The following is a 21,276-nucleotide window of genomic DNA, read 5'->3' as shown; positions in this document are numbered from 1 at the left end:
ACAATGATAAAAAGTATAACAACATATATCACCTTGGCATTGCTTTTTGTAAGCTTTGCTGGTTGGACACAAACTCCTGCTACCATTATTAAAGATGGGAATTATACGGTTACGGGTACAGAAAACTTAACCGCTACTCAAAGTATTATCCTAAAGCCTAATACATGGATCAAACCTGGGAGTACCTTTACTGCCATCGTTGCACCCGATGCCTATATTGATATTTCGTTAAACCAGGACGAAAACTATGTATATACCCGAGTGTATCAAGAAGCGATGAGCACTGCAAATAATATCCGAAACAATTATGAGGTAATTGAAAGCGTTGCATATTTTGATGGTTTAGGAAGACCAAAACAACAGGTAGGTATCAAAGCCTCTACTAATAAAAAAGATATTGTAACCCATATCGAATATGATGTCTTTGGCAAACAAGACAAACAATATTTACCTTTTGAATCTTCTGGAGTGATCGGTAGTTATAAAAACGTAACGATTGACACCGATATCAATATGTATTATCAAAATAAATATGCCGATGATTTTACTGGTATCGATGTTAGCGATGTTAATGCCTATAGCCAAAGCATTTTAGAACTTTCTCCAATGAGCAGAGTCTTAGAACAGGGAGCTCCTGGTAAAGACTGGAAAGCTAATTCTTCTTTGGATACCGATCGCACGATTAAATTTAATTGGCTAAATAATGACCCCGATGAAGTTGTATATTTTGAAGTTAATTTTGATCAAGGTAATACAGAAGTACCAACTTTGGTGAAGAACGGGTTTTATGCGGCTGATCAATTGCACGTAACCATTACCAAAGATGAAAACTGGCAACCTGAACAAACCCACTCTGATGATCACACAACCAAAGAATACAAAAACAAACTGGGTAGAGTGATCCTAAAAAGAACCTATAATCAAGGTATAGCACATGATACACACTATGTTTATGACGATTTCGGGAATCTGACCTATGTAATCCCTCCTAAAGTTTCCGTTAATGATGGAGTATCTGCAGAAGAACTTGCCGAACTGTGTTATCAATATAAATACGATCACAGAAATCGATTGGTAGTTAAGAAAATACCAGGAAAAGGAAGAGAATCGATTGTATATAATAATTTGGATCAACCAATTCTTACTCAAGATGCAGTGCAAGCTCCTAATGAAGAATGGTTGTTTACTAAGTATGATGTTTTTGGAAGAGTAATTTACACTGGAACATATAGTGATGATCGAGGGAGAAACGATATGCAATTTGATATCAACTCCAGTAATCAATATGATCAGAAAGGAACTGCAGTTGTTGTTGATAACACTACTTTGTATTATACCAATACAGCTTTTCCTAATCATAGTCAACAGCTCCTTACCATTAACTATTATGATGATTACACTTTTGATCATACAACGACTAATCCGGGAACAGTTTTAGGACAAACTATTGATACCAATGCAAAAGGATTACCTACAGGATCTAAAGTACGTGTACTAGAAACTGATGATTGGATCACGACGATTACCTATTATGACGGAAAAGGAAGATCTATCTATGTACATAGCACTAATGAGTATTTAAACACAGTAGATGTAATAGAAAGCAAACTGGATTTTGCAGGCAAGGTATTAGAAACCAAAACTACCCATACGAAAGATAACAATACACCTATTGTGACCATAGACACTTTTACCTATGATCATATGGGTAGATTATTAGATCAAAAACAAACCATTAACGATCAAGCAGAAGAACAAATTGTAGCGAATACCTATGATGAACTTGGACAATTAGAATCTAAACAAGTAGGAGGCACTGCCCTGAGCGGAGTCGAAGGGGGATTGCAAAAGGTCGATTACACCTATAACGTGAGAGGTTGGTTAACACAAATCAATGATCCTGCGAGTCTAGCTAATGATTTATTCGCTTTTGGGATTAATTATAATACTACTACCGAAAACTTAGGTGCCGATCCATTATATAACGGTAACATAAGCGAAATCAGCTGGAAAACAGCTAACGACAATACCAAGCGGGCTTATGGGTATCAATATGATGCATTGAATAGGATTCATGTGGGTACTAGTAATGATGGTAGATATAACCTAAATAATGTATCCTATGATAAAAACGGAAACATTGTAGCGTTACAAAGAACTGGTGCGATTGTAGAAAATCCTTCTCATACTAGATCTGGGGACTTTGGCACTATGGATAATCTTGTCTATGCCTATGATAACAATAATGTTGGTAATAAATTAGTAAGCGTTACAGACAATAGTACTAGTGTATTTGGTTTTAACGATGGAAATACTGGCAGTGCTGATTATGTATATGACACTAATGGGAACTTAACCATCGATCATAACAAAGGAATCAGCAATATTACTTATAATTATCTCAACTTGCCTAACACTATTGGGATTTCCAATAGTGAAGGAACAGGAAATATTAGCTATATTTACGATGCCACTGGAGCAAAACTAAAAAAGATCGTATCCGGAGGAAGTTCTTTAACAACAGAATATGCTGGTAATTATATCTATAAGAATGGTGCATTACAGTTTATGAACCATCCGGAAGGATATATAGAACCTAATGGGAATGGTGGGTTTGATTATGTATACCAACTTAAAGATCACTTAGGCAACATCAGGCTTAGTTTTTCTGATAAAGATAATGATGGGAAGATTGATGTTTTACAAAATAACGTAGACGTTGATGGCGATGGTGATTTAGCTCATGAAATCTTACAAGAGAAGAACTATTATCCCTTTGGACTACAACACAAAGGGTATAACAACACCATTACTGGTAGGGAGCATACCTACGGATATAACAGTAAAGAAGAACAAGGCGAACTTGGCTTAGAATGGCTAGACTTCTCTGCCAGAAATTATGATCCTTCTTTGGGAAGAATGTTAAATATAGATCCCCATGCTGATAGTTATTATGGAATTAATCCTTATAACTATACACTTAATAATCCAATTTTATTGGTTGACCCTGATGGAAAGGATTCTGTTATTTCTATAAATGGAAATACTATTACAGTATCTACACAAATTTATATATATGGTAGTGGTGCATCCGAAAATGAAGCAAAAGAAATACAAAATCTAGTAAATAGTATTTGGGGAGCTTCAAATTTTGGATACACAGACGAAGAGGGTAATGAATATGATGTAGTCTTTGATACAAATGTAGAAGTTTATGACGAGGAAAATACAGAATTAGAAGATGGAGATAATTTGGTTGAAATTATTGATGGAACAGGTAGATCGCGTGTTGGACGGGACGGAGCATCTGGGAAATGGTATAAACAAGGTCAAAGCGGAAATAAATGGGAAAAAACCCTTTTATATCCACATGAATTTGGACATTTATTAGGTTTAGATGATAGATATTCAGATAATTGGCTTAGCAAGGGTTCGACACCGGATAGAGGTTGGGAAGATAATATTATGGCCTCCATTGTGGGGGATGTTGAACAAAGGAATATTGATGGGTTTTTAAAGGATGCAGTAGCAAAATACAATAATTTTATGAGGAATTACACCAACTATCAAGCAACTAAAAAAACTTTGAAATTTTCTAATAGAAGAGCTGAATTGGGTCATAAATTAAGAGAAAGACAATATAAAGAATATGAACGAACAGGTGTTTTTAGAAATGTAAAAAACGCAAGTTTTTATTTTAGATGGCAAGGAGACTAACAAAAATAAAATGAAGAAAATACTATTTGTGATTATAATCGATATATTTTTAACAATTCTTATTAGATTGTTTTTTAAACCTCTTTGTGAACCTTGTTTACCCGAAATGAATTGTCTTCCTTGTTTTGGAAGAGAAGAAATTATAGGATATATAGTTTTATTAATTATTAATTTAATTTTTGCATTTTTAATTCTTAAGAAGCCCCGCTCTTCGAAGAGTGAGTGATGATTTCCATGGTAAACTGGTCTTTTTATGCGATAGATTTAAGTTTTACATTTTTGATAAGTGCATCGAGGGTATAAAGAATATGCTCTTTATCATTGTCATCCATTTGTTGTACTTCTATTACTCTTTTTAGGAGTTGGTTATCTACCCCAGCTCTCCGAAGAGTGATTGATTGCTCTGCGATAGTTTTTAACTTCGCAGCGGTATGAGTGAGAAAATAAAACGATAAGACTGTAATACAATGTAAAAACTATATTACAGCTTTTTTTTAAATTAAAGTGCGAAGTTGTAAGCTTAGCATAGCGATATAACCTAAATAATGTATCCTATGATAAAAACGGAAACATTGTAGCGTTACAAAGAACTGGTGCGATTGTAGAAAATCCTTCTCATACTAGATCTGGGGACTTTGGCACTATGGATAATCTTGTCTATGCCTATGATAACAATAATGTTGGTAATAAATTAGTAAGCGTTACAGACAATAGTACTAGTGTATTTGGTTTTAACGATGGAAATACTGGCAGTGCTGATTATGTATATGACACTAATGGGAACTTAACCACCAGCTCTGCGAAGTGTGTGCTCTGCGAATGTCTATGACTTCGCAGCTATAATAGTAAGCAAGAAAAGACAAAGCTATAATATAATATTTAAATTATATTATAGCTTTTTTTTAATTAAAGTGCGAAGTTGCAAACTTCGCAAAGCCTAGTTATTTAGATAAAAATCTAAGTTCTATATAATGATTATAGATTCCAGATCAAGTCTGGAATGACATGGTAAACCTTATTATATAACTATTTGAGAACGATTATTAAAGAGTAGGTAGTTTGCAATGCAATAACCCTCGGATGTGATAGTAATGTTGTGGATTTTTTTATTTATAAGCCAATCTAGTTTTAGCATCTCTCAATAAAGCATCAAGATTATAAAGGATAGCTTCTTTGTCCTGTTCAGGTAGTACGCTTATATCTTTTAGTCTGCGTAACATATCAGAGTTTTTAAATAACTCATTAGTGTCAGCTTCTCCAACTAAATATGCCCCCGCTCGGGTATAGTATGCTGCTACTGCTAGTTTTCAACTAGTAGCGGTACGAGTAAGAAAATAAATAATGATAAACAGTCAACTAGAGATAGTTGGCTGTTTTTTATTGTGCTAGTTTTTGAACTTTTCTTTTAGTTAGAAATACATCAATAAAAGTTTTTACCAGATGTTTGTCATCTTTGTCCAATAGTTGTACTTCTACGAATTTCTGTGACTTCGTAGTGGTAAGAGTAAGAAATAAAAGTAAAGACCAGTTACATTTATTTGTAGCTGGTTTTTTTATTTAATCAATATCTTGTAATACGTTTTTAAGAGTACTTTTTAGTTTACGTTTACTTACAAAAGTATCAAGAATAGAAAAAATAGTCCCGATCGCTCTGATATGATAGTTTCTATACATTATTAATACTTATAACCAAAGTAAGACAAACGCTTTAGAATAGTCTATTACCTTCCTATCTAAGATATTGTACAATCAAGACAAACTCCTTACTACTTGCTAAGAAAATTACTTTTCTTAATTACTATCATCAGAGTACCTTCATCTGATCTACTGATTTTTATGTAATTCTCAAAAGTGTAACAAATCCATATAAGTAACAAAGGTAATATAGGGTACAAAAAACGTACATACGCAGAAAGCAAACTTACTCCTCCTAAATATACTATTGCAATCAAAAGCAGAAAAACCACTCTAGTCGGTAATAGTTTATAATTACATACAGAGAGAAAAATAGCCATACAGAGAAATACTATTAGAATACCATTAGGAAACAAATAAAATAACTGATTATTAGATTGAACTCTATAGGAATATGGTAATTCGATAAAAATACGACTGACGTTAGAAATCCAGTTTCTAACAAATTTTTCCTTGTGATCTAGAATATTTTCTACTCCTTTTTGTTTTAAAGCAGCATCCTTTTCTACAGGATCCAAATCTTCAATAGACGCTAGATACTCTTTATGATTTTCATAAACTTCTGGTTGTGATTCTTCAAGATTTTCGAAAAAATACCAATCCCCTAACTCACCATCATATGGACTACTCATCCAATATAAATTCATACCGCCAGAATTCCCCCAATAAAAAAACTTATCGGTTAATGAATAGGTATATATTAAATATGGACTGCATATCACTAAACTGCAAATCAATATTTTTATGCTAGCAACAAGTGTTTTTTTTGCTTTAGAAAACAAATACAAGATCAACAGAATTACTAAAACCGTAACGATTACGTAACCAAATATAACTTTAGTAATAGCCAAATACCCTAAAAAGAAAGCGCATAATAACAATTGCCAAGTTTTACGATATCTATGGTAACTCAAATAAAAACAGATAAATGCAGTACAACAAAGAAAACTTAATGCTTCTGTCATCAAAGTAGGTAATGCCATTAGTAAAAGAGGGTAGTACAATCCTAAAACACAGGTTACCAAAAGTGATTTTTTTCTACTAATAAAATGTTTTAGCGAACGAAAAAAGAAAATCAACCCGGAATACAAAAAGAACGCATTCATGAGTTTAGGGTATAACAAGGAGGTTTCTAAATATCGAAAAGGCATCAGTACTATTGGATACCCAGGCCCATTCCATAAATAGGAATACTCGCCAAACTCATTGTCTGCATAGTACCCTTTTAACAATTTAGCTGCATATGACCAAAACCGTCCTTCATCCCCTACTAATATATTTTGTTGTTTAAAAATAACAATCAATACATAAGCAACTAAGAACGGTAACAATGTGATATACTCTTTACTTAAAATATACTTCTTCATAGAGCTTTACATCCTAGAGATTTCTCAATTTTATTTTAATTAAAACAGGCATCACTCGGATGCCTATAAATTATATTTTTCGTTGATACTAGTATATCAGATATTTTGACTAAAAATAATTAATTTATACCGCTTTCAAATATTCTAACACATTCCCTTCTATCCTACTATCAATATCAGAAACATCAGCTTTGTTAAAAGAAGTACCTGTAATATTTTCGAACAACTCGATATAACGCTCTGATACAGAATTGATATACTCCTCATTCATATCAGGGATTTGTTGTCCTTCTTTCCCTTGGAAACCATTACTAATTAACCATTGTCTTACGAACTCTTTGGATAATTGCTTTTGGGCTTCTCCTTTTTGTTGTCTTTCTTCATAGCCTTCCGCATAGAAATAACGCGAAGAATCTGGTGTGTGAATCTCATCAATCAGAACGATTTTTCCATCCTTTGTTTTACCAAATTCATACTTGGTATCCACCAAAATCAAGCCTCGTCCTGCCGCGATCTCAGTACCACGTTGAAATAATTTTCTGGTATAATCTTCTAATACTAGATAGTCCTCTTCAGAAACGATCCCTTTTGATAAGATTTCTTCTCTAGAGATATCTTCATCGTGCTCTCCGTTATCAGCCTTTGTAGACGGTGTAATTATTGGTTCAGGGAACTTATCATTTTCCTTCATTCCTTCGGGCATAGGCACACCACACAATATTCTTTTGCCTGCTTTATACTCTCTTGCTGCATGTCCGGATTGATATCCTCTGATCACCATTTCTACTTTAAAAGGATCACAAAGATGACCAACCGCTACGTTAGGATCCGGAGTTGCAATCAACCAATTAGGCACTAAATCTTCAGTAGCTTTCATCATCTGAGTAGCAATCTGATTTAGGATTTGCCCTTTAAACGGAATTCCTTTTGGCATCACTACATCAAACGCAGAAAGTCGATCTGTAGCGATCATGACAAGTAATTCGTCATTAATATTATATACTTCTCTTACTTTTCCTTTATAGACTGATTTCTGATTCGGAAAGTTATAATTGGTATCTGTTATAGTATTCACTTTAGTCTTTTAGTTTTTGAGTGGTGAGTAATTGAGTACATTCCTATAAATCTCATATTACTCTTTAGCTTTTGATTTTAAATGTCTTTTAAAAGATGTTATCATCTTCGATAATTCTGTAATATCAGCTCTATTTCTTTCATCTTGATCTTCTGTAATAAAACCTCTTAATTTTGACTTAGTACTACAAACAATACATTCGTGAGCACTATCCCAAGCCATTTGAAGATATCTGTTAAACTGAGCGTTTGAACTTGCAGAACCTTCTGCTATATTTAATGCAATAGAATCCGCTGCTCTAATAAACTGAGAAGCTAACCTGTACATTTCTTCTTTTGGAAAAGAGGATACTTGGCTATTTACAGATTCTCCAAATTCAATAGCTTTATTGTAAATTATTAAATCTTCAAATTTAAAATGATATGTACTTTTCAATGTTTTTTTAATCAAAATAATACTTAGAATTACTACAAACATAACTGCTTAATAGGAAAACTCAATTACTCAAATACTCACAGCAAAGCATTCTCACCTCTAACTTAATCGTTTCTATTTTCTATCTCTTTATAAGCAGCAATTACCTTTTTCACTAACTTATGACGGATCACATCCTTATCGTCTAAGTGTATCACTCCGATTCCTGAAACTCCTTTTAATACTAACATAGCTTCTTTTAAACCAGAAGTCACTCTACGCGGTAAATCAATTTGTCCCGGATCACCTGTAATCATAAATTTAGCATTCTTACCCATACGGGTCAGGAACATCTTCATTTGCGCATGTGTTGTGTTTTGTGCTTCATCAAGAATAACAAAAGCATTATCCAACGTACGACCTCTCATAAATGCCATCGGAGCTATCTGAATCACTCCTTTTTCTATAAAACTTTCTAGTTTTTCCGGAGAAATCATATCACGCAATGCATCATATAATGGCTGCATATATGGATCTAATTTTTCTTGTAGATCTCCTGGTAGAAACCCAAGATTTTCTCCTGCTTCTACAGCCGGACGTGTAAGTATGATTCTCTTTACTTGTTTTTCTTTTAGTGCTTTTACAGCTAAAGCAACACCTGTATATGTTTTTCCAGTTCCCGCAGGTCCAATAGCAAAAACCATATCGTTCTTATACGTTAACTCTACTAACTTACGTTGATTAGCCGTCTGCGCTTTTATTAACTTACCTCCCACTCCATGAACCAATGTTTCTCCGCTAACAGCAGAAGTTTCATAATCGGCTTTGGTATCACTGGTAAGTACACGTTCAATCACATTCTCATCCAACTTGTTGTATTTTCCAAAATGTTCCAAGAGCATATTAAGGCGTGTATCGAATTCCTCGAGCATCTCTTCATCTCCGTACACTTTCATTTTGCTACCTCTAGCTACAATTTTCAGCTTAGGAAAGTATTTTTTTAATAATTGAATATTACTATTCTGGAGTCCAAAAAACTCCCGTGGATTGATTTCTGTCAGTTCAATAATAAGTTCGTTCAAAAGCTATAGAAATTTTAGTATGATTTGTTTTTTGGATTGACTAAGTTTGTTCTCCCAAAGCTATCGGGATTGTTTGAAGTTTTTGCCGGGGAATCAAAAATGAAAAACGTACTATAAGGTGTAACTTTTTTTAAGATCATAAAAGATATTAGTGGTCGAAAATGATAAACTCGTATGTTTTTATTTTAAATTTCTCGATTCAAAAAAACTTTGAATAACTTCATAGCAAATTTACATATTTTTAAGCGCTTATAATTAAAAGATATTAACAATTCTTGTAGATGCCAATAATAACTTTAACTACTGATTTCGGAATCAAAGATCACTTTGTGTCTGCGGTTAAAGGTGCTATCTATACCGAACTGCCAGAGGCAACTATTGTTGATATTTCTCACGAGATTTCACCATTTCATATTACCGAAGCCGCCTACATCATACAGAATGCTTACAAGAGTTTTCCTAAAGGAAGTATTCATATCATAGGAATTGATAGTGAATTGAATCCCGAAAATAAACATATTGCCGTAAAACTGGATGATCACTATTTTATTTGCGCCAATAATGGATTGATTTCACTAATTGCTTCAGAATTCAGACCCGAGAGAATCGTAGAGATCAATATACACGATGCTATCGGAACTAATTTTCCAGTACTAGATGTTTTCGTAGCAGTAGCTTGTCATATCGCTCGTGGAGGTACACTAGAAGTCATTGGGAAATCGATTACTGATATCAAATTAATAAAAGGAATCACTCCAATTGTAAATGTTGGTGACAAACAAATTGTAGGAAGTATCATTTATATAGATAATTACGGAAACCTTATCACAAATATTACTCGTAAACTTTTTGAAGATGTGGGTAAAGGACGTGAGTTTAAAATTACCGCCAGAAGTGCCATATTCAATACCATTTATCAAAGATATAGTGATGCTATAAATTTTGATATTGAAAAAAGTAAACGCGAAGAAGATGGTAAAAAACTAGCTGTATTTAATTCATCAGGATATCTGGAATTAGCCATTTATAAAAGTAACCCGAAAACAGTAGGTGGAGCCTCCAGTCTATTTGGGTTATATTTTCGGGATACGGTGAGTATTACTTTTGAGTGAATTAGTATGTAGTTTTGTAGTAGGTGAGTTATGAGATTATTAGAGCGTTGGATTGTTAGATGTTTAGAAATAAAAACACTCAAATATTCCAAAGCTAACAAACTAAAAAACTTTACAGAACTTTGTAGTTTTGAAAATTTAAAAAACTAACATGATCATACGAATTGTAAAATTGGGTTTCATTCCTGAGGAAATAGAAGCTTTTTTAGAGAACTTCCATCAAAACAAGGATAAAATTCGAAATTTTGAAGGATGTTCGCACCTAAAATTGATACGAGATATCCATCAAACCAACCAATTTTTCACCTATAGTCATTGGGAATCTGAGGAGCATCTCAATAACTATCGAAACTCTTCGTTATTCAAAGGTGTTTGGGCGAATACCAAAAATAAATTTAACCAAAAACCAGAAGCTTGGAGTGTAGAAGAAATTCAGTAAGTAGTATTTATTAAATTCTTATTTTCACTACCAAATTAACTAATAAACAATCGACAATAAACAAATATGCTTGCAGTAATAAGAAAAGAAATCAATACATTTTTTGCCTCGTCTGTAGGGTATTTAGTAATAGGAATATTTTTAGTACTTAATGGACTCTTTTTGTGGGTGTTTAAAGGGCAATTTAATATTCTGGATAGTGGTTTTGCTGATCTTTCTCCTTTCTTTTTAATTGCACCCTGGATCTTATTATTTTTGATCCCTGCGGTAACTATGCGTAGCATTGCTGAAGAAAAGAAGCAAGGGACGTTGGAACTCTTACTTACAAAACCAATAAGACATTGGCAATTAGTGATGGGTAAATATATAGGAAGTCTTTTTCTTATTATTATTGCCTTAATTCCTAGTTTAGTATATATCCTCACTATTCATCAGTTAGCAAATCCTGTTGGTAATCTGGATGTTGGTAGTATTATAGGTTCTTATATTGCACTGTTGCTACTTAGCGCTACTTATACAGCCATAGGAACTTTTTCTTCATCAATAACGAATAATCAAATCGTAGCTTTTCTTATTGGTATATTTCTTTGTTTTTTGTTCTATTTTGGATTTAGCGGATTGGCTAACTATCAATTATTTGGTGCTACCGATTATACTATAGAACAATTAGGAATTCAATTACATTATGAGCGTATTAGTCAGGGAATTTTAGACACCAGAGATATTGTCTATTTTCTAAGCATCATCGCATTATTTGTATTTTTAACCACTATTATTCTAAAGAAACACTCGAGAAAAACAATTCTTAAACTCGCATCTTTTGCTGTTGTTGGGATTGTATTAATCAACATTGCAGGTAGCTCCTTTTACAATCGTTTTGATCTTACAGCAGATAGTCGTTTTACCCTTTCCGAATCCACTCAGTATTTACTTTCTGAAGCGGAGGTTCCTATTTCTATTGATGTATTATTAGAAGGTGATTTTCCTTCTGAGTTTAGGAGATTACAAGGAGAGACTAAACAAATACTAGAAGAATTTAATGCTATTAACCCTAAGATACAATATGTCTTTACCAATCCTATTGAGGAAGAGGAATTTAGGAAAGAGACTTTAGAAGAATTACAAAGACTAGGACTTACTCCTATGGAGGTTAGTGTTCAAGAAAGTGGCAAAACAGCTATAGAAACTGTGGTTCCTTGGGCAATTATGAATTACCAAAACAGAAGTGTAAAAGTTGCTTTGGTAAAAAATACTATTGGAGCAACGACAGAAGAACGGGTGAATAATTCTATTCAACAGCTGGAATATGTTTTTGCCGATGCATTGAAAAAGTTAATTCATCCTAAAAAACATAAAATAGCCGTTTTAAAAGGGAACGGGCAATTGCCAGATGCCAAAGTCGCAGATTTTATAAAAACACTACAAGAATACTATTTTGTTGGTGCTTTCACGCTGGACTCTGTAGCTTCAAATCCAGAAAAAACATTACAAGATTTACAAAAATTTGATCTTGTTATCAATGCAAAACCAACACAACCTTTTTCTGAAAAAGAGAAATACGTATTGGATCAATTCATTATGGATGGTGGTAAATCACTTTGGTTACTAGAGTCTGTAGCTATGGAAATTGATAGTTTATTTTCTCCGAAATCACAAGGATCTGCTGTAGCATTCATGCAAGATCTTAGATTAGGAGATGCTATGTTTTCTTATGGAGTACGAATTAACCCTGTTATAGTGAATGACCTCTACTCTGCTCCATTAATGCTTGCTTCTGGTCAAGGAAATGATACTCAATTTACGCCACACCCTTGGTTTTATTCATCGCTAACTAAAAGTACTAGTAATCATCCGATTGTTAAGAATATAGAATCTGTAAAATTCGAATTTTCGAACCAGATTGATACATTGAAAAATGATCTAACAAAAACGGTTTTGTTAAGAAGTTCAGAAAGATCAAAACTAGAAGGAATCCCCACAGAAATCAATTTAAATGATATCATTGGGCAACAACCTGATATGGCTAGTTATACAGAAGGAAATCATGCGCTGGCAGTATTATTAGAAGGTAACTTTAAATCAGTGTATAAAGATCGTGTAAAACCCTTTACACTTAATGATGCTAAGAATATAAGTGAAGACACTAAAATGGTGGTGATAGCAGATGGAGATGTCATAAAGAATGGCCTTAGAAAAGGGAGACCTATCGCATTAGGATATGATCCATACTTAAATCTACAATACGGAAACAAAGAATTTCTATTAAATACTCTTAATTATCTTCTGGATGATTCTGGTTTGATGGAAGTGAGAAGTAAAGAAATCAACATTGCCTTCCTGAATATCGAAAAAGTAGTAGAAAACAAAACTTTCTGGCAGGTCATGAATATCATCATTCCTCTATTGATTCTAGGATTATTTGGAGTTGCATTCTCATTTATCAGGAAAAAGAAATACAGTAAAGCATCTTTAAAGTAAACCCTAAGGTATCTTAATCGATAAGAAAACTCAAGTACAAGAGCTTTCTTATCGAAAAGAATTGATTTCAATTAATCAAATACAACATTGATTATTTTGAACAGTACCAAAACAAACCATTCCGCTTGGACTAGGGACAGCGCAATTAACTCCATCAACATCAACTAGGTAAAATCGATAACAACCTCTTTGGCAGTCTGATAATCCCGGCATACCTCCTTTAATTTCTTTTTGAGAAGACTTTGATAATGCTTGAGCTCCTGGAATTGAATTAATCATTTTTTTCATAATAAAGGTTTTAAGAATTAAATTTATAATTAACATAAATTTTCCCTTTAAATCTACAATCGAAAAAACTAATAAAATATTAAAAATCTGTTATTTAACTAAATGATAATACGAATCTACTCCGTATTTCATCTAGAGCGATCGCATTTAAACTTTTTGTTATTTTTGGATTTCGGTCTACGTCAGAATGACAAGTTTTTATTTTTTTTTGTCATTCCAGCGTAGACTGGAATCTATGTTATACATAATTTTATGTTGTATTTTTTAAATGAAATTGTCTTGATAGTTCTTCTTAAAGATTCAGAGTCTTTAAGAAATTGCTTATATTAAAAAGCTAAATCAACACAATGAATGCAATCACATATCTCGAAGGAATTAAAAAACAATTTCTTTATTATAAATCATTAGGTGAGAAAACTATAGATCAGGTTCCTGACGAAAACTTATTCTGGCAATACAATAATGACAGCAATAGTATTGCAACTATAGTAAAACACCTTTGGGGAAATATGAAATCACGCTGGACAGATTTTCTCACATCCGATGGAGAAAAAGAATGGAGGACCCGTGATGCAGAATTCGAAAATGATATCCAAACCAAAGAAGAATTACTAAGTAAATGGAATGAAGGATGGCAATGTCTATTTGACGCACTAGATAGTGTAGATGAGGCTAATTTTAATCAACCTATTTATATCCGGAATATTGAACACAGTATTACTGAAGCAATTAATCGGCAATTAGCACATTACTCCTATCATATAGGACAAATTGTATTTTTAGGAAAAATGATTTGCGACCATAATTGGGAATCATTATCCATTGCTAAGGGGAAATCTAACTCCTATAATGAAAAACGTTTTGCGCAACCTAAACACAAAGCGCATTATACTGATAAGCTAATGAAAGATGAATAAACGATAGAATATTATTTCTTACCATTAGAACTTATGTCAAGTTTATTTATAAAACTGAGTTCAATCTAATAAAATTAAGTAATTCAGCTAGATTCCTGAAAAACTGTATTTTGAGTTTCTTATCACAGAGGGAGAAGGAACCAATAAAGTTTATAAAAAACTTATTGATAACATATTTAAAATCAAACTCAAATTACTAGATTACAAAATAGCACGTACTAAATAGCGCCAAGTTCTTTCATTTTTTTTGTCCAAGCTTTGGTAAAATCTATGGTAAACAAAACTTCACTATTGTTTGTTATCTTTTTAAACCATTTCTGTTGTTTAGGACTTAAAAAATGTTCTGTAGGTTGACCATTACCTAAAGCACTATTAATTCTTGTTTTTTGAAGTTCTGTTAGTGGTAAATAAATAAATTTGGTCTGCTGTAAATAATAGTGAATATCCTTTGGCGAAGATCTATAAGATTGCTTATTATCAATCAGACTCATGCTATTCGATTTTGCATAAGCATCTAATGCAGCTTTGGTCATTTCTTTAGGGTCATAAGTAACTTCTACCACTTCACTATGATTAATAAAACCTGATTCGGTATTTAGTACTGCTGGTAGTTTACCCAACTCTTTTTCTCCACTCCAGAAACAGGACATTTTATAATATGTTTTATGAGTATTGGTAACAGATAGCTCTTGCTCCAATAAATTGATATACTCGGGTATAATTTGCTCTTTTTCTATCAAAGCTTGCTGTATGCTTTTGCATAAACGCAATGCAGAATAGTCATTCCCAATACGATTTACTACGTCATCACCTTTGCTATTAACAATACGAACTACAGGGTTATTCCAACTAGGCTCATTATACTTACGAAGTATTTGCGCATCTTTACCACCTTTATTATTAAATATAGCTAGCGGTACGAATGAATTTTCTATCGCTTCTACCATTAGAGGATGATTTAATACATTGTGACCATAATTACGACAAGTACTACAACCCGGAACCTCCTGAAATAAAATTAGTATGTCTTTATTTTCTTTTTTGGCAAGCGCAATAGCATCATCATAGTCACGCAGCCATTGTACCTTTCCCAATTCCTCGCTTTGGCTGAAAGGATCCGTAGTTTTTTGAGCCAAGAGTAAATTACTCATAAACAATATGAATAGTGTAAGTTGAAAATTAAACGACATAATTATTTGAATAAGACTTTTACACTGGGTAGGTCGCGATTTTTCATAAAAGCTAACAGTGACTTAGGCTTAGCAATTAATCAATGAACCAAGAAGACTATAAAGGCATCGTTTTTTTATTTTGGATATATACACTTAATTAGAAGACTTAGTATTTACCAATGATTTATTTAGGAATATATTATAATTACATGCTAAACCTTATGCCTATATCTAATCAAGTATAGTCAATAACTCCTAGCTGTTTGTTAATAACTAACGTTTTTGGCATAATGAAATCCTTGCAGATTACAATTATATTTGCGTAAGCTATTAAATGATAGCTACTGTAAAAACAGTACTAATCTCAAAAAATTAAACGGGTGAAATTTATAGTTTCCAGTTCGTATTTATTAAAACAACTTCAGGTATTGGGTGGAGTTATCAATAACAGCAATACTTTACCAATTTTAGATAACTTTTTATTCGAATTAGACAATAACTCCTTGACCGTTTCCGCTTCGGATCTGGAGACTACTATGTCTGCTAAACTAGAAGTAGAATCTTCTGATGAAGGAATTATTGCGGTACCAGCAAAGTTATTATTAGAAACATTAAAAACATTTCCTGAACAACCGCTAACGTTTGTTGCGGGAGATAATAATACTATAGAAATCAGTTCTAACCATGGTAAATATGCATTAGCATATGCGGATGGAGAAGAATTCCCTAAGGCTGTCGAACTAGAAGATCCTAGTTCAACCACACTTTTGGGTGATATTCTAGCCACGGCAATCAGCAAAACAATTTTTGCAACAGGTAATGATGATCTTAGACCTGTAATGAGTGGTGTATTTTTTCAGTTCTCTACAGAAAGTTTAACTTTTGTAGCTACGGATGCTCATAAATTGGTAAAATACTCTCGTGAAGATGTACAAGCTTCTCAAGCTGCTGAGTTTATTATGCCTAAGAAACCATTGAATCTTCTTAAAGGTATATTGGCTGGTAGTGATACTGATGTATTGATTGAATACAACGAATCTAATGCTAAATTTACCTTTGATGAAACACAGTTGATCTGTAGATTGATTGATGGTAAATATCCAAATTACGAGGCTGTAATTCCAAAAGAGAACCCTAATAAATTAACTATTGCACGTACACAGTTTCTTAACTCTGTTCGTAGGGTTTCTATTTTCTCTAATAAAACAACGCATCAAATCAGATTAAAAATAGCTGGTGCAGAATTGAATATTTCTGCAGAAGATATTGATTACTCTAATAAAGCAGAAGAGCGTCTTACTTGTGATTATCAAGGAGATGATATGCAAATAGGTTTTAACTCTCGTTTCTTAAGCGAAATGCTTAACAATCTTAATGCAGATGATGTACAACTAGAAATGTCTTTACCAAACCGAGCAGGAATCCTTACTCCTACTGATGGATTGGATGAAGGTGAAAGTGTGACAATGCTTGTGATGCCAGTAATGCTGAATAGCTAAGAAAATTATCTAGCTTATAAAATATAAAAGTCCAGTTGCAGTGATGTAGTTGGACTTTTTGTTTAAAATATAATTGTATTAGCATATATACATAAGGTTACTTTAATTTAGCAAAAAGCAGTCTTTTTTAATACTTTTATGTTGTGCAAAATCTTAACTCTTATACGCATACTTCCGTATCAAAAAAACTATCATTTAGAAACCATATTATATGAACTTACAAGAAATTTTCAAAGATTTGACGCTAAGTGAACATAATAAAATGATGATTAGCAGTAAGCTCAAAAAAATAATGGTTACAAAAGGGGAAACTATACTACACCCAAACGATACAGCTTATTATCAATATTATGTGGTACAAGGATGTTTGCGATCTTTTTTTACCGATAAGACTGCAAAAGAACATACGATACAATTTGCAATTACGGATTGGTGGATTAGTGACTACACGGCATTCTTTAGAAAAGAAAAAGCAATTCTTCAGATTGAATGTATCCAAGACGCAACACTACTAAGACTTTCTAGAGACGATATGAATGAGATTTTCGATAAAATCCCTAACATAGAGCGTTACTTCAGAATAAAAACTGAATCTTATATCGGTTCCTTTCAGAAAAGAATTATCGGTGATCTATCAAAAACTGCCAAAGAACAATATATCGATTTTGTCAATACGTACCCTAACATCGAACAGCTGGTTAAAAACTATCATATCGCTTCTTACCTTGGAATCACATCAGAAAGTTTAAGTAGAGTACGGAAAGAAATTGCCCGGAATTAATTCTTTTTCTTATCATACATCATTTTTTTGTTTTTTGAGTTGCCTTAATTTTGATCCTATAAAAGACAAGAATTAACAAAAGGATTGTAAATGAAAAAAATCTTAGGCATAGCAGTAGTGATTTTACTATTTGCTTCATGTGGAAAGCACACAACTACTAAAGAAATAATTAAAAAAACAGATAACATGAAAAAAGTATTATTCGTATTAACGAGTCACAGCGATCTAGGAAATACAGGAGAAAAGACAGGGTTTTGGATTGAGGAATTTGCTTCACCTTATTATTTTTTGAAAGATAAGGGTGTAGAAATAACTATTGCTTCGCCTAAAGGAGGACAACCGCCAATTGATCCAAAAAGTGAATTGCCTGATTTCCAAACACCTGCTACCAAAAGATTTAACGGAGATCAAGAAACACAAACGATTCTGGCTAATACTACCAAACTAGCTAGTATAAACGCAAATGATTATGATGCAATTTTTTATCCTGGAGGTCACGGTCCATTATGGGATTTAGCAGAAGATAAAAGCTCTATTGCACTCATTGAGGCTTTTTATAATCAAAACAAACCAGTAGCTGCTGTATGTCATGCTCCGGCCATTTTTAAGAATACCAAAAAAACTGACGGAACACCTTTGGTAAACGGAAAGAAAGTGACAGGGTTTTCTAATACCGAAGAAGAAGCCGTTCAACTAACCGATGTAGTACCTTTTCTTGTAGAGGATATGTTAATAGCTAATGGAGCTACATATTCTAAAGAAGCAGATTGGAGTCCATACGCTATAGAAGATGGCTTATTAATTACAGGGCAAAACCCAGCCTCTTCAGAACTTGTTGCTGAAAAGTTATTGGGACAATTAAAGTAATATAGCCTACTGCCCATTTAGAAGTTAATCGTTTTAATAAGTATCAACTCGAGTATTGAAGAAAACGAACTGACGAGTTTTGGGTTAGAAAAGCCTAAATGCACAACTATACTTATTATATATATAAAAAGTAACTACCATACTGTTGCAAATATAATGATCCTTCAAATTCAATACTGTTGTTTAGCATTGAAAAAGAAGGATCATCTTCCACTTATCAAACCTAATTTAATTCTACTAATTCTTATAATTCATTAGACATTGAATTTTATTCTCCATATAAAACTTATTACTTTGCCAAACAGGAATCTGTACTTTTCCAGAGCTTATCATTGGTAATTTTTCTTTTACCTTAGAAGTAACTTGTATTTTTTCTATAGCGTTAGAATATCTTTTACTTACGGATTTTGAAGTACCTTGATACATATCAAACATTTTCCTTTTTAATTCCTCTTTTCTACTTCTTATTATAGATATATCAATATCACTCCGATTAAGAGCTTTTAGCAAAGACTGAAATTCTTCTTTTATCAAAAATGTACGCAATGCAGATTGCCTATGTTTTATAGATATGTCTTTTAAATTATATTTTTTAAAATATAGAATTACCACGAACATCACCGATGAGAGCGTAAATAGTCCTAATCCCAAATCAAATTTCTCTGTATATCCGATAATTAATATTCCAGACACAATAAGTAGTGCCATTAACACCTGTAGTCCTTTAAAAGTTAAGACTCTTTGATTTAGAATACGTGCGCATTTTTTCTGGGTACTATATAGCATAATTGCTTTATCATATAGTTTTTTAATTTGTAATTCTATTTTAACTGACTCGGGAAATTTATATCCAAATATTTCTTTCCATTTCTGTCTTGCACTCCATTTTTTACCAATATTTTCTAACTTTATTGCATTTTCGGCTTTAAAGTGCGCCACAATAGCTTTGTATCTAAAATTATCAGGATTATGAATCTGTTGGCTGTTCCCTACTCCATTCCAAATTATTTTTGATGGCTCTTGTTTCATCAAAAATTTAAAAAAATCCAGACACATAACATCAAAATTCGAATATGATTCGTATGTTTTTTTAGTAGACCGTAAAAACTCATATGCAAGTGTATCTATCAATATATCTTTGATTCTAACTTTGCAGTTTTGTTTCCAGGCTTTGGCCATTTTACATAACTTTGTTAAGTTATGATTTGTAACCTTATCCACTTCTTTTATTGCTTCAATTAAGTGTATAGGCTTTTTAGTATTCCAAATTCCGTTACCCGTAAGATCTGCGCATATATAATCTCCGCCATCTTTAATAAAAGCGGGTAATACATTAAAATGCATTCCATCAGAAAATCGAACCTTTATTATATGTTTTTCTTTATCTACATTTGACTTAGGGTACATTGTTGCTATTGATCTACGTACATCTTCCAGAAACCTGGCTTGGCATTTTCCTCCACATTCTTCGTATTGCAACAGCAAATGAGACGGCATCTCAAAGATCATATCAACCTCTTTGATGCCATCATTTGCAGTCTCTCTTCCATAGCAACCTACATAAACACCTCCATAGCTGGTATTTATATTCCAAAAATCATTGTTTAGTTTTTTACTTATTGAATTGTAACGAAGTGAAATAATTGATTTCTTTTTTGCAGAAACCTCCAACTGGTTACAAAACATATTAAAATTAGCAGATATACTCATCCTTCTTATATATTTTAAGCTATCATTATTTGGTATAAAACCATAATGAATAGTATATAATTGATTTATTTTCCACTCCGAGGCGGCATGCATATAGTAACACAATCCGAATACGAGTATCTATATTAATCTGTAGAATTTCTTTTATAAACTTTATTAGAATTCAACTCAATATTAATGCGAGTTAATATGAGCAAGAAATAATCATTAATAAATAATCGCTGAGTGGTAAGTCTCCATATTAATCCAAAATTCGATCCGGATTAATTGGTTTTAAGAGTACATTTAATTAGCGAAAAGTTAGCTTCCAATGTAATAAGAAGTCAACCAGTAAATAGTATTTTTTTTTCATATCAATTTTATTTTGGGATTATTAAAAACCTAATAAAAAGCGCTTTATAATTTTTCTTAGTTACAATGTACAAACAAAAGCAAAAAATAAATTACGGTAAAACCATAATTAAAATACGCTTAAAAAACACTAAAAAACTCAAAGCATTGTAAAACCTATAGATCACAAAAAGAATTCACCTACATTGATATGTTAAAAAAATCACATTTTAACATTTAAACCCCTAAAAACGTGTATTTTATCGTAAAATACTAGTAGTTTAACGTGAAATAAAAGGGGAATTTCCCCCTAAAGCTAAATCATTTTACAGC

16 protein-coding genes are annotated in these 21,276 nt (G+C 32.6%); 9 read left to right on the top strand and 7 right to left on the bottom strand.

Features of this window, described 5'->3' with window-relative positions; all coding sequences use genetic code 11:
* Window positions 1-3: 3 nt before the first annotated feature.
* Entirely contained in the window at window positions 4-3,717 is a 3,714-nt protein-coding gene (locus tag Q0975_RS24100) for a DUF6443 domain-containing protein (protein ID WP_299441934.1), read from the top strand.
* A 643-nt stretch (window positions 3,718-4,360) separates the two neighbouring features.
* A complete protein-coding gene (locus Q0975_RS24095; protein WP_299441931.1) occupies window positions 4,361-4,546 on the top strand; it encodes a hypothetical protein in 186 nt (61 codons plus the stop codon).
* 937 nt (window positions 4,547-5,483) lie between these two features.
* On the opposite strand, the gene Q0975_RS24090 is transcribed toward Q0975_RS24095, so the two are convergent.
* From Q0975_RS24090 to Q0975_RS24075, 4 genes are all read right to left on the bottom strand, one after another.
* Complete coding sequence (locus Q0975_RS24090; protein ID WP_299441928.1) at window positions 5,484-6,779, bottom strand: hypothetical protein; 1,296 nt, start codon at window positions 6,777-6,779, stop codon at window positions 5,484-5,486.
* A 124-nt stretch (window positions 6,780-6,903) separates the two neighbouring features.
* The gene (locus Q0975_RS24085) at window positions 6,904-7,854 is read right to left on the bottom strand and encodes a phosphoribosylaminoimidazolesuccinocarboxamide synthase (RefSeq protein WP_299441925.1); all 951 of its coding nucleotides are present in this window, start codon (window positions 7,852-7,854) and stop codon (window positions 6,904-6,906) included.
* Window positions 7,855-7,911: 57 nt separating this feature from the next.
* Complete coding sequence (locus Q0975_RS24080) at window positions 7,912-8,289, bottom strand: four helix bundle protein (protein WP_299441922.1); 378 nt, start codon at window positions 8,287-8,289, stop codon at window positions 7,912-7,914.
* A 104-nt stretch (window positions 8,290-8,393) separates the two neighbouring features.
* Window positions 8,394-9,350 (bottom strand): PhoH family protein, encoded by a 957-nt coding sequence (locus tag Q0975_RS24075; protein WP_299441919.1) that lies wholly within the window; start codon window positions 9,348-9,350, stop codon window positions 8,394-8,396.
* A gap of 281 nt (window positions 9,351-9,631) precedes the next feature.
* On the opposite strand from Q0975_RS24075, the gene Q0975_RS24070 reads away from it, so the two are divergent.
* The 3 genes from Q0975_RS24070 (at window position 9,632) to gldG (ending at window position 13,379) form a co-directional block, all read left to right on the top strand.
* Window positions 9,632-10,462 carry an SAM-dependent chlorinase/fluorinase gene (locus tag Q0975_RS24070; protein ID WP_299441916.1) on the top strand — a complete coding sequence of 277 codons (831 nt, stop codon included), beginning with the start codon at window positions 9,632-9,634 and terminating at the stop codon, window positions 10,460-10,462.
* Window positions 10,463-10,613: 151 nt separating this feature from the next.
* Window positions 10,614-10,901, top strand: coding sequence for an antibiotic biosynthesis monooxygenase family protein (locus Q0975_RS24065; RefSeq protein WP_299441913.1), 288 nt, complete (start codon window positions 10,614-10,616; stop codon window positions 10,899-10,901).
* Window positions 10,902-10,967: 66 nt separating this feature from the next.
* A complete protein-coding gene (gldG, locus tag Q0975_RS24060; RefSeq protein ID WP_299441910.1) occupies window positions 10,968-13,379 on the top strand; it encodes a gliding motility-associated ABC transporter substrate-binding protein GldG in 2,412 nt (803 codons plus the stop codon).
* A gap of 75 nt (window positions 13,380-13,454) precedes the next feature.
* Here gldG and Q0975_RS24055 read toward each other — a convergent pair whose 3' ends face one another.
* Complete coding sequence (locus Q0975_RS24055) at window positions 13,455-13,667, bottom strand: hypothetical protein (RefSeq protein WP_299441907.1); 213 nt, start codon at window positions 13,665-13,667, stop codon at window positions 13,455-13,457.
* 347 nt (window positions 13,668-14,014) lie between these two features.
* Between Q0975_RS24055 and Q0975_RS24050 the strand changes: the two genes are divergently transcribed.
* Window positions 14,015-14,584: a DUF1572 family protein gene (locus Q0975_RS24050; RefSeq protein WP_299441904.1), complete on the top strand. Its 570-nt coding sequence runs from the start codon at window positions 14,015-14,017 to the stop codon at window positions 14,582-14,584.
* A gap of 218 nt (window positions 14,585-14,802) precedes the next feature.
* Here Q0975_RS24050 and Q0975_RS24045 read toward each other — a convergent pair whose 3' ends face one another.
* Window positions 14,803-15,735 carry a VPGUxxT family thioredoxin-like (seleno)protein, type 2 gene (locus Q0975_RS24045; RefSeq protein ID WP_299441901.1) on the bottom strand — a complete coding sequence of 311 codons (933 nt, stop codon included), beginning with the start codon at window positions 15,733-15,735 and terminating at the stop codon, window positions 14,803-14,805.
* A gap of 401 nt (window positions 15,736-16,136) precedes the next feature.
* Here Q0975_RS24045 and dnaN point away from each other — a divergent pair, with 401 nt between their 5' ends.
* The 3 genes from dnaN to Q0975_RS24030 all read left to right on the top strand — a co-directional run bounded on the left by dnaN (window position 16,137) and on the right by Q0975_RS24030 (window position 18,903).
* Window positions 16,137-17,255: a DNA polymerase III subunit beta gene (dnaN, locus tag Q0975_RS24040; RefSeq protein ID WP_299441898.1), complete on the top strand. Its 1,119-nt coding sequence runs from the start codon at window positions 16,137-16,139 to the stop codon at window positions 17,253-17,255.
* A 211-nt stretch (window positions 17,256-17,466) separates the two neighbouring features.
* Window positions 17,467-18,036 carry a Crp/Fnr family transcriptional regulator gene (locus tag Q0975_RS24035; RefSeq protein ID WP_299441895.1) on the top strand — a complete coding sequence of 190 codons (570 nt, stop codon included), beginning with the start codon at window positions 17,467-17,469 and terminating at the stop codon, window positions 18,034-18,036.
* 90 nt (window positions 18,037-18,126) lie between these two features.
* Entirely contained in the window at window positions 18,127-18,903 is a 777-nt protein-coding gene (locus Q0975_RS24030) for a type 1 glutamine amidotransferase domain-containing protein (RefSeq protein WP_299441892.1), read from the top strand.
* A 237-nt stretch (window positions 18,904-19,140) separates the two neighbouring features.
* On the opposite strand, the gene Q0975_RS24025 is transcribed toward Q0975_RS24030, so the two are convergent.
* Window positions 19,141-20,613: a hypothetical protein gene (locus tag Q0975_RS24025; protein ID WP_299441889.1), complete on the bottom strand. Its 1,473-nt coding sequence runs from the start codon at window positions 20,611-20,613 to the stop codon at window positions 19,141-19,143.
* Between the last annotated feature and the right edge of the window lie 663 nt (window positions 20,614-21,276).

The organism is uncultured Aquimarina sp. (genome assembly GCF_947500065.1).
Classification (GTDB): Bacteria; Bacteroidota; Bacteroidia; order Flavobacteriales; family Flavobacteriaceae; genus Aquimarina.
The sequence above is the reverse complement of the archived record's forward strand: the minus strand, read 5'-3'. Positions and strand labels throughout refer to the sequence as shown.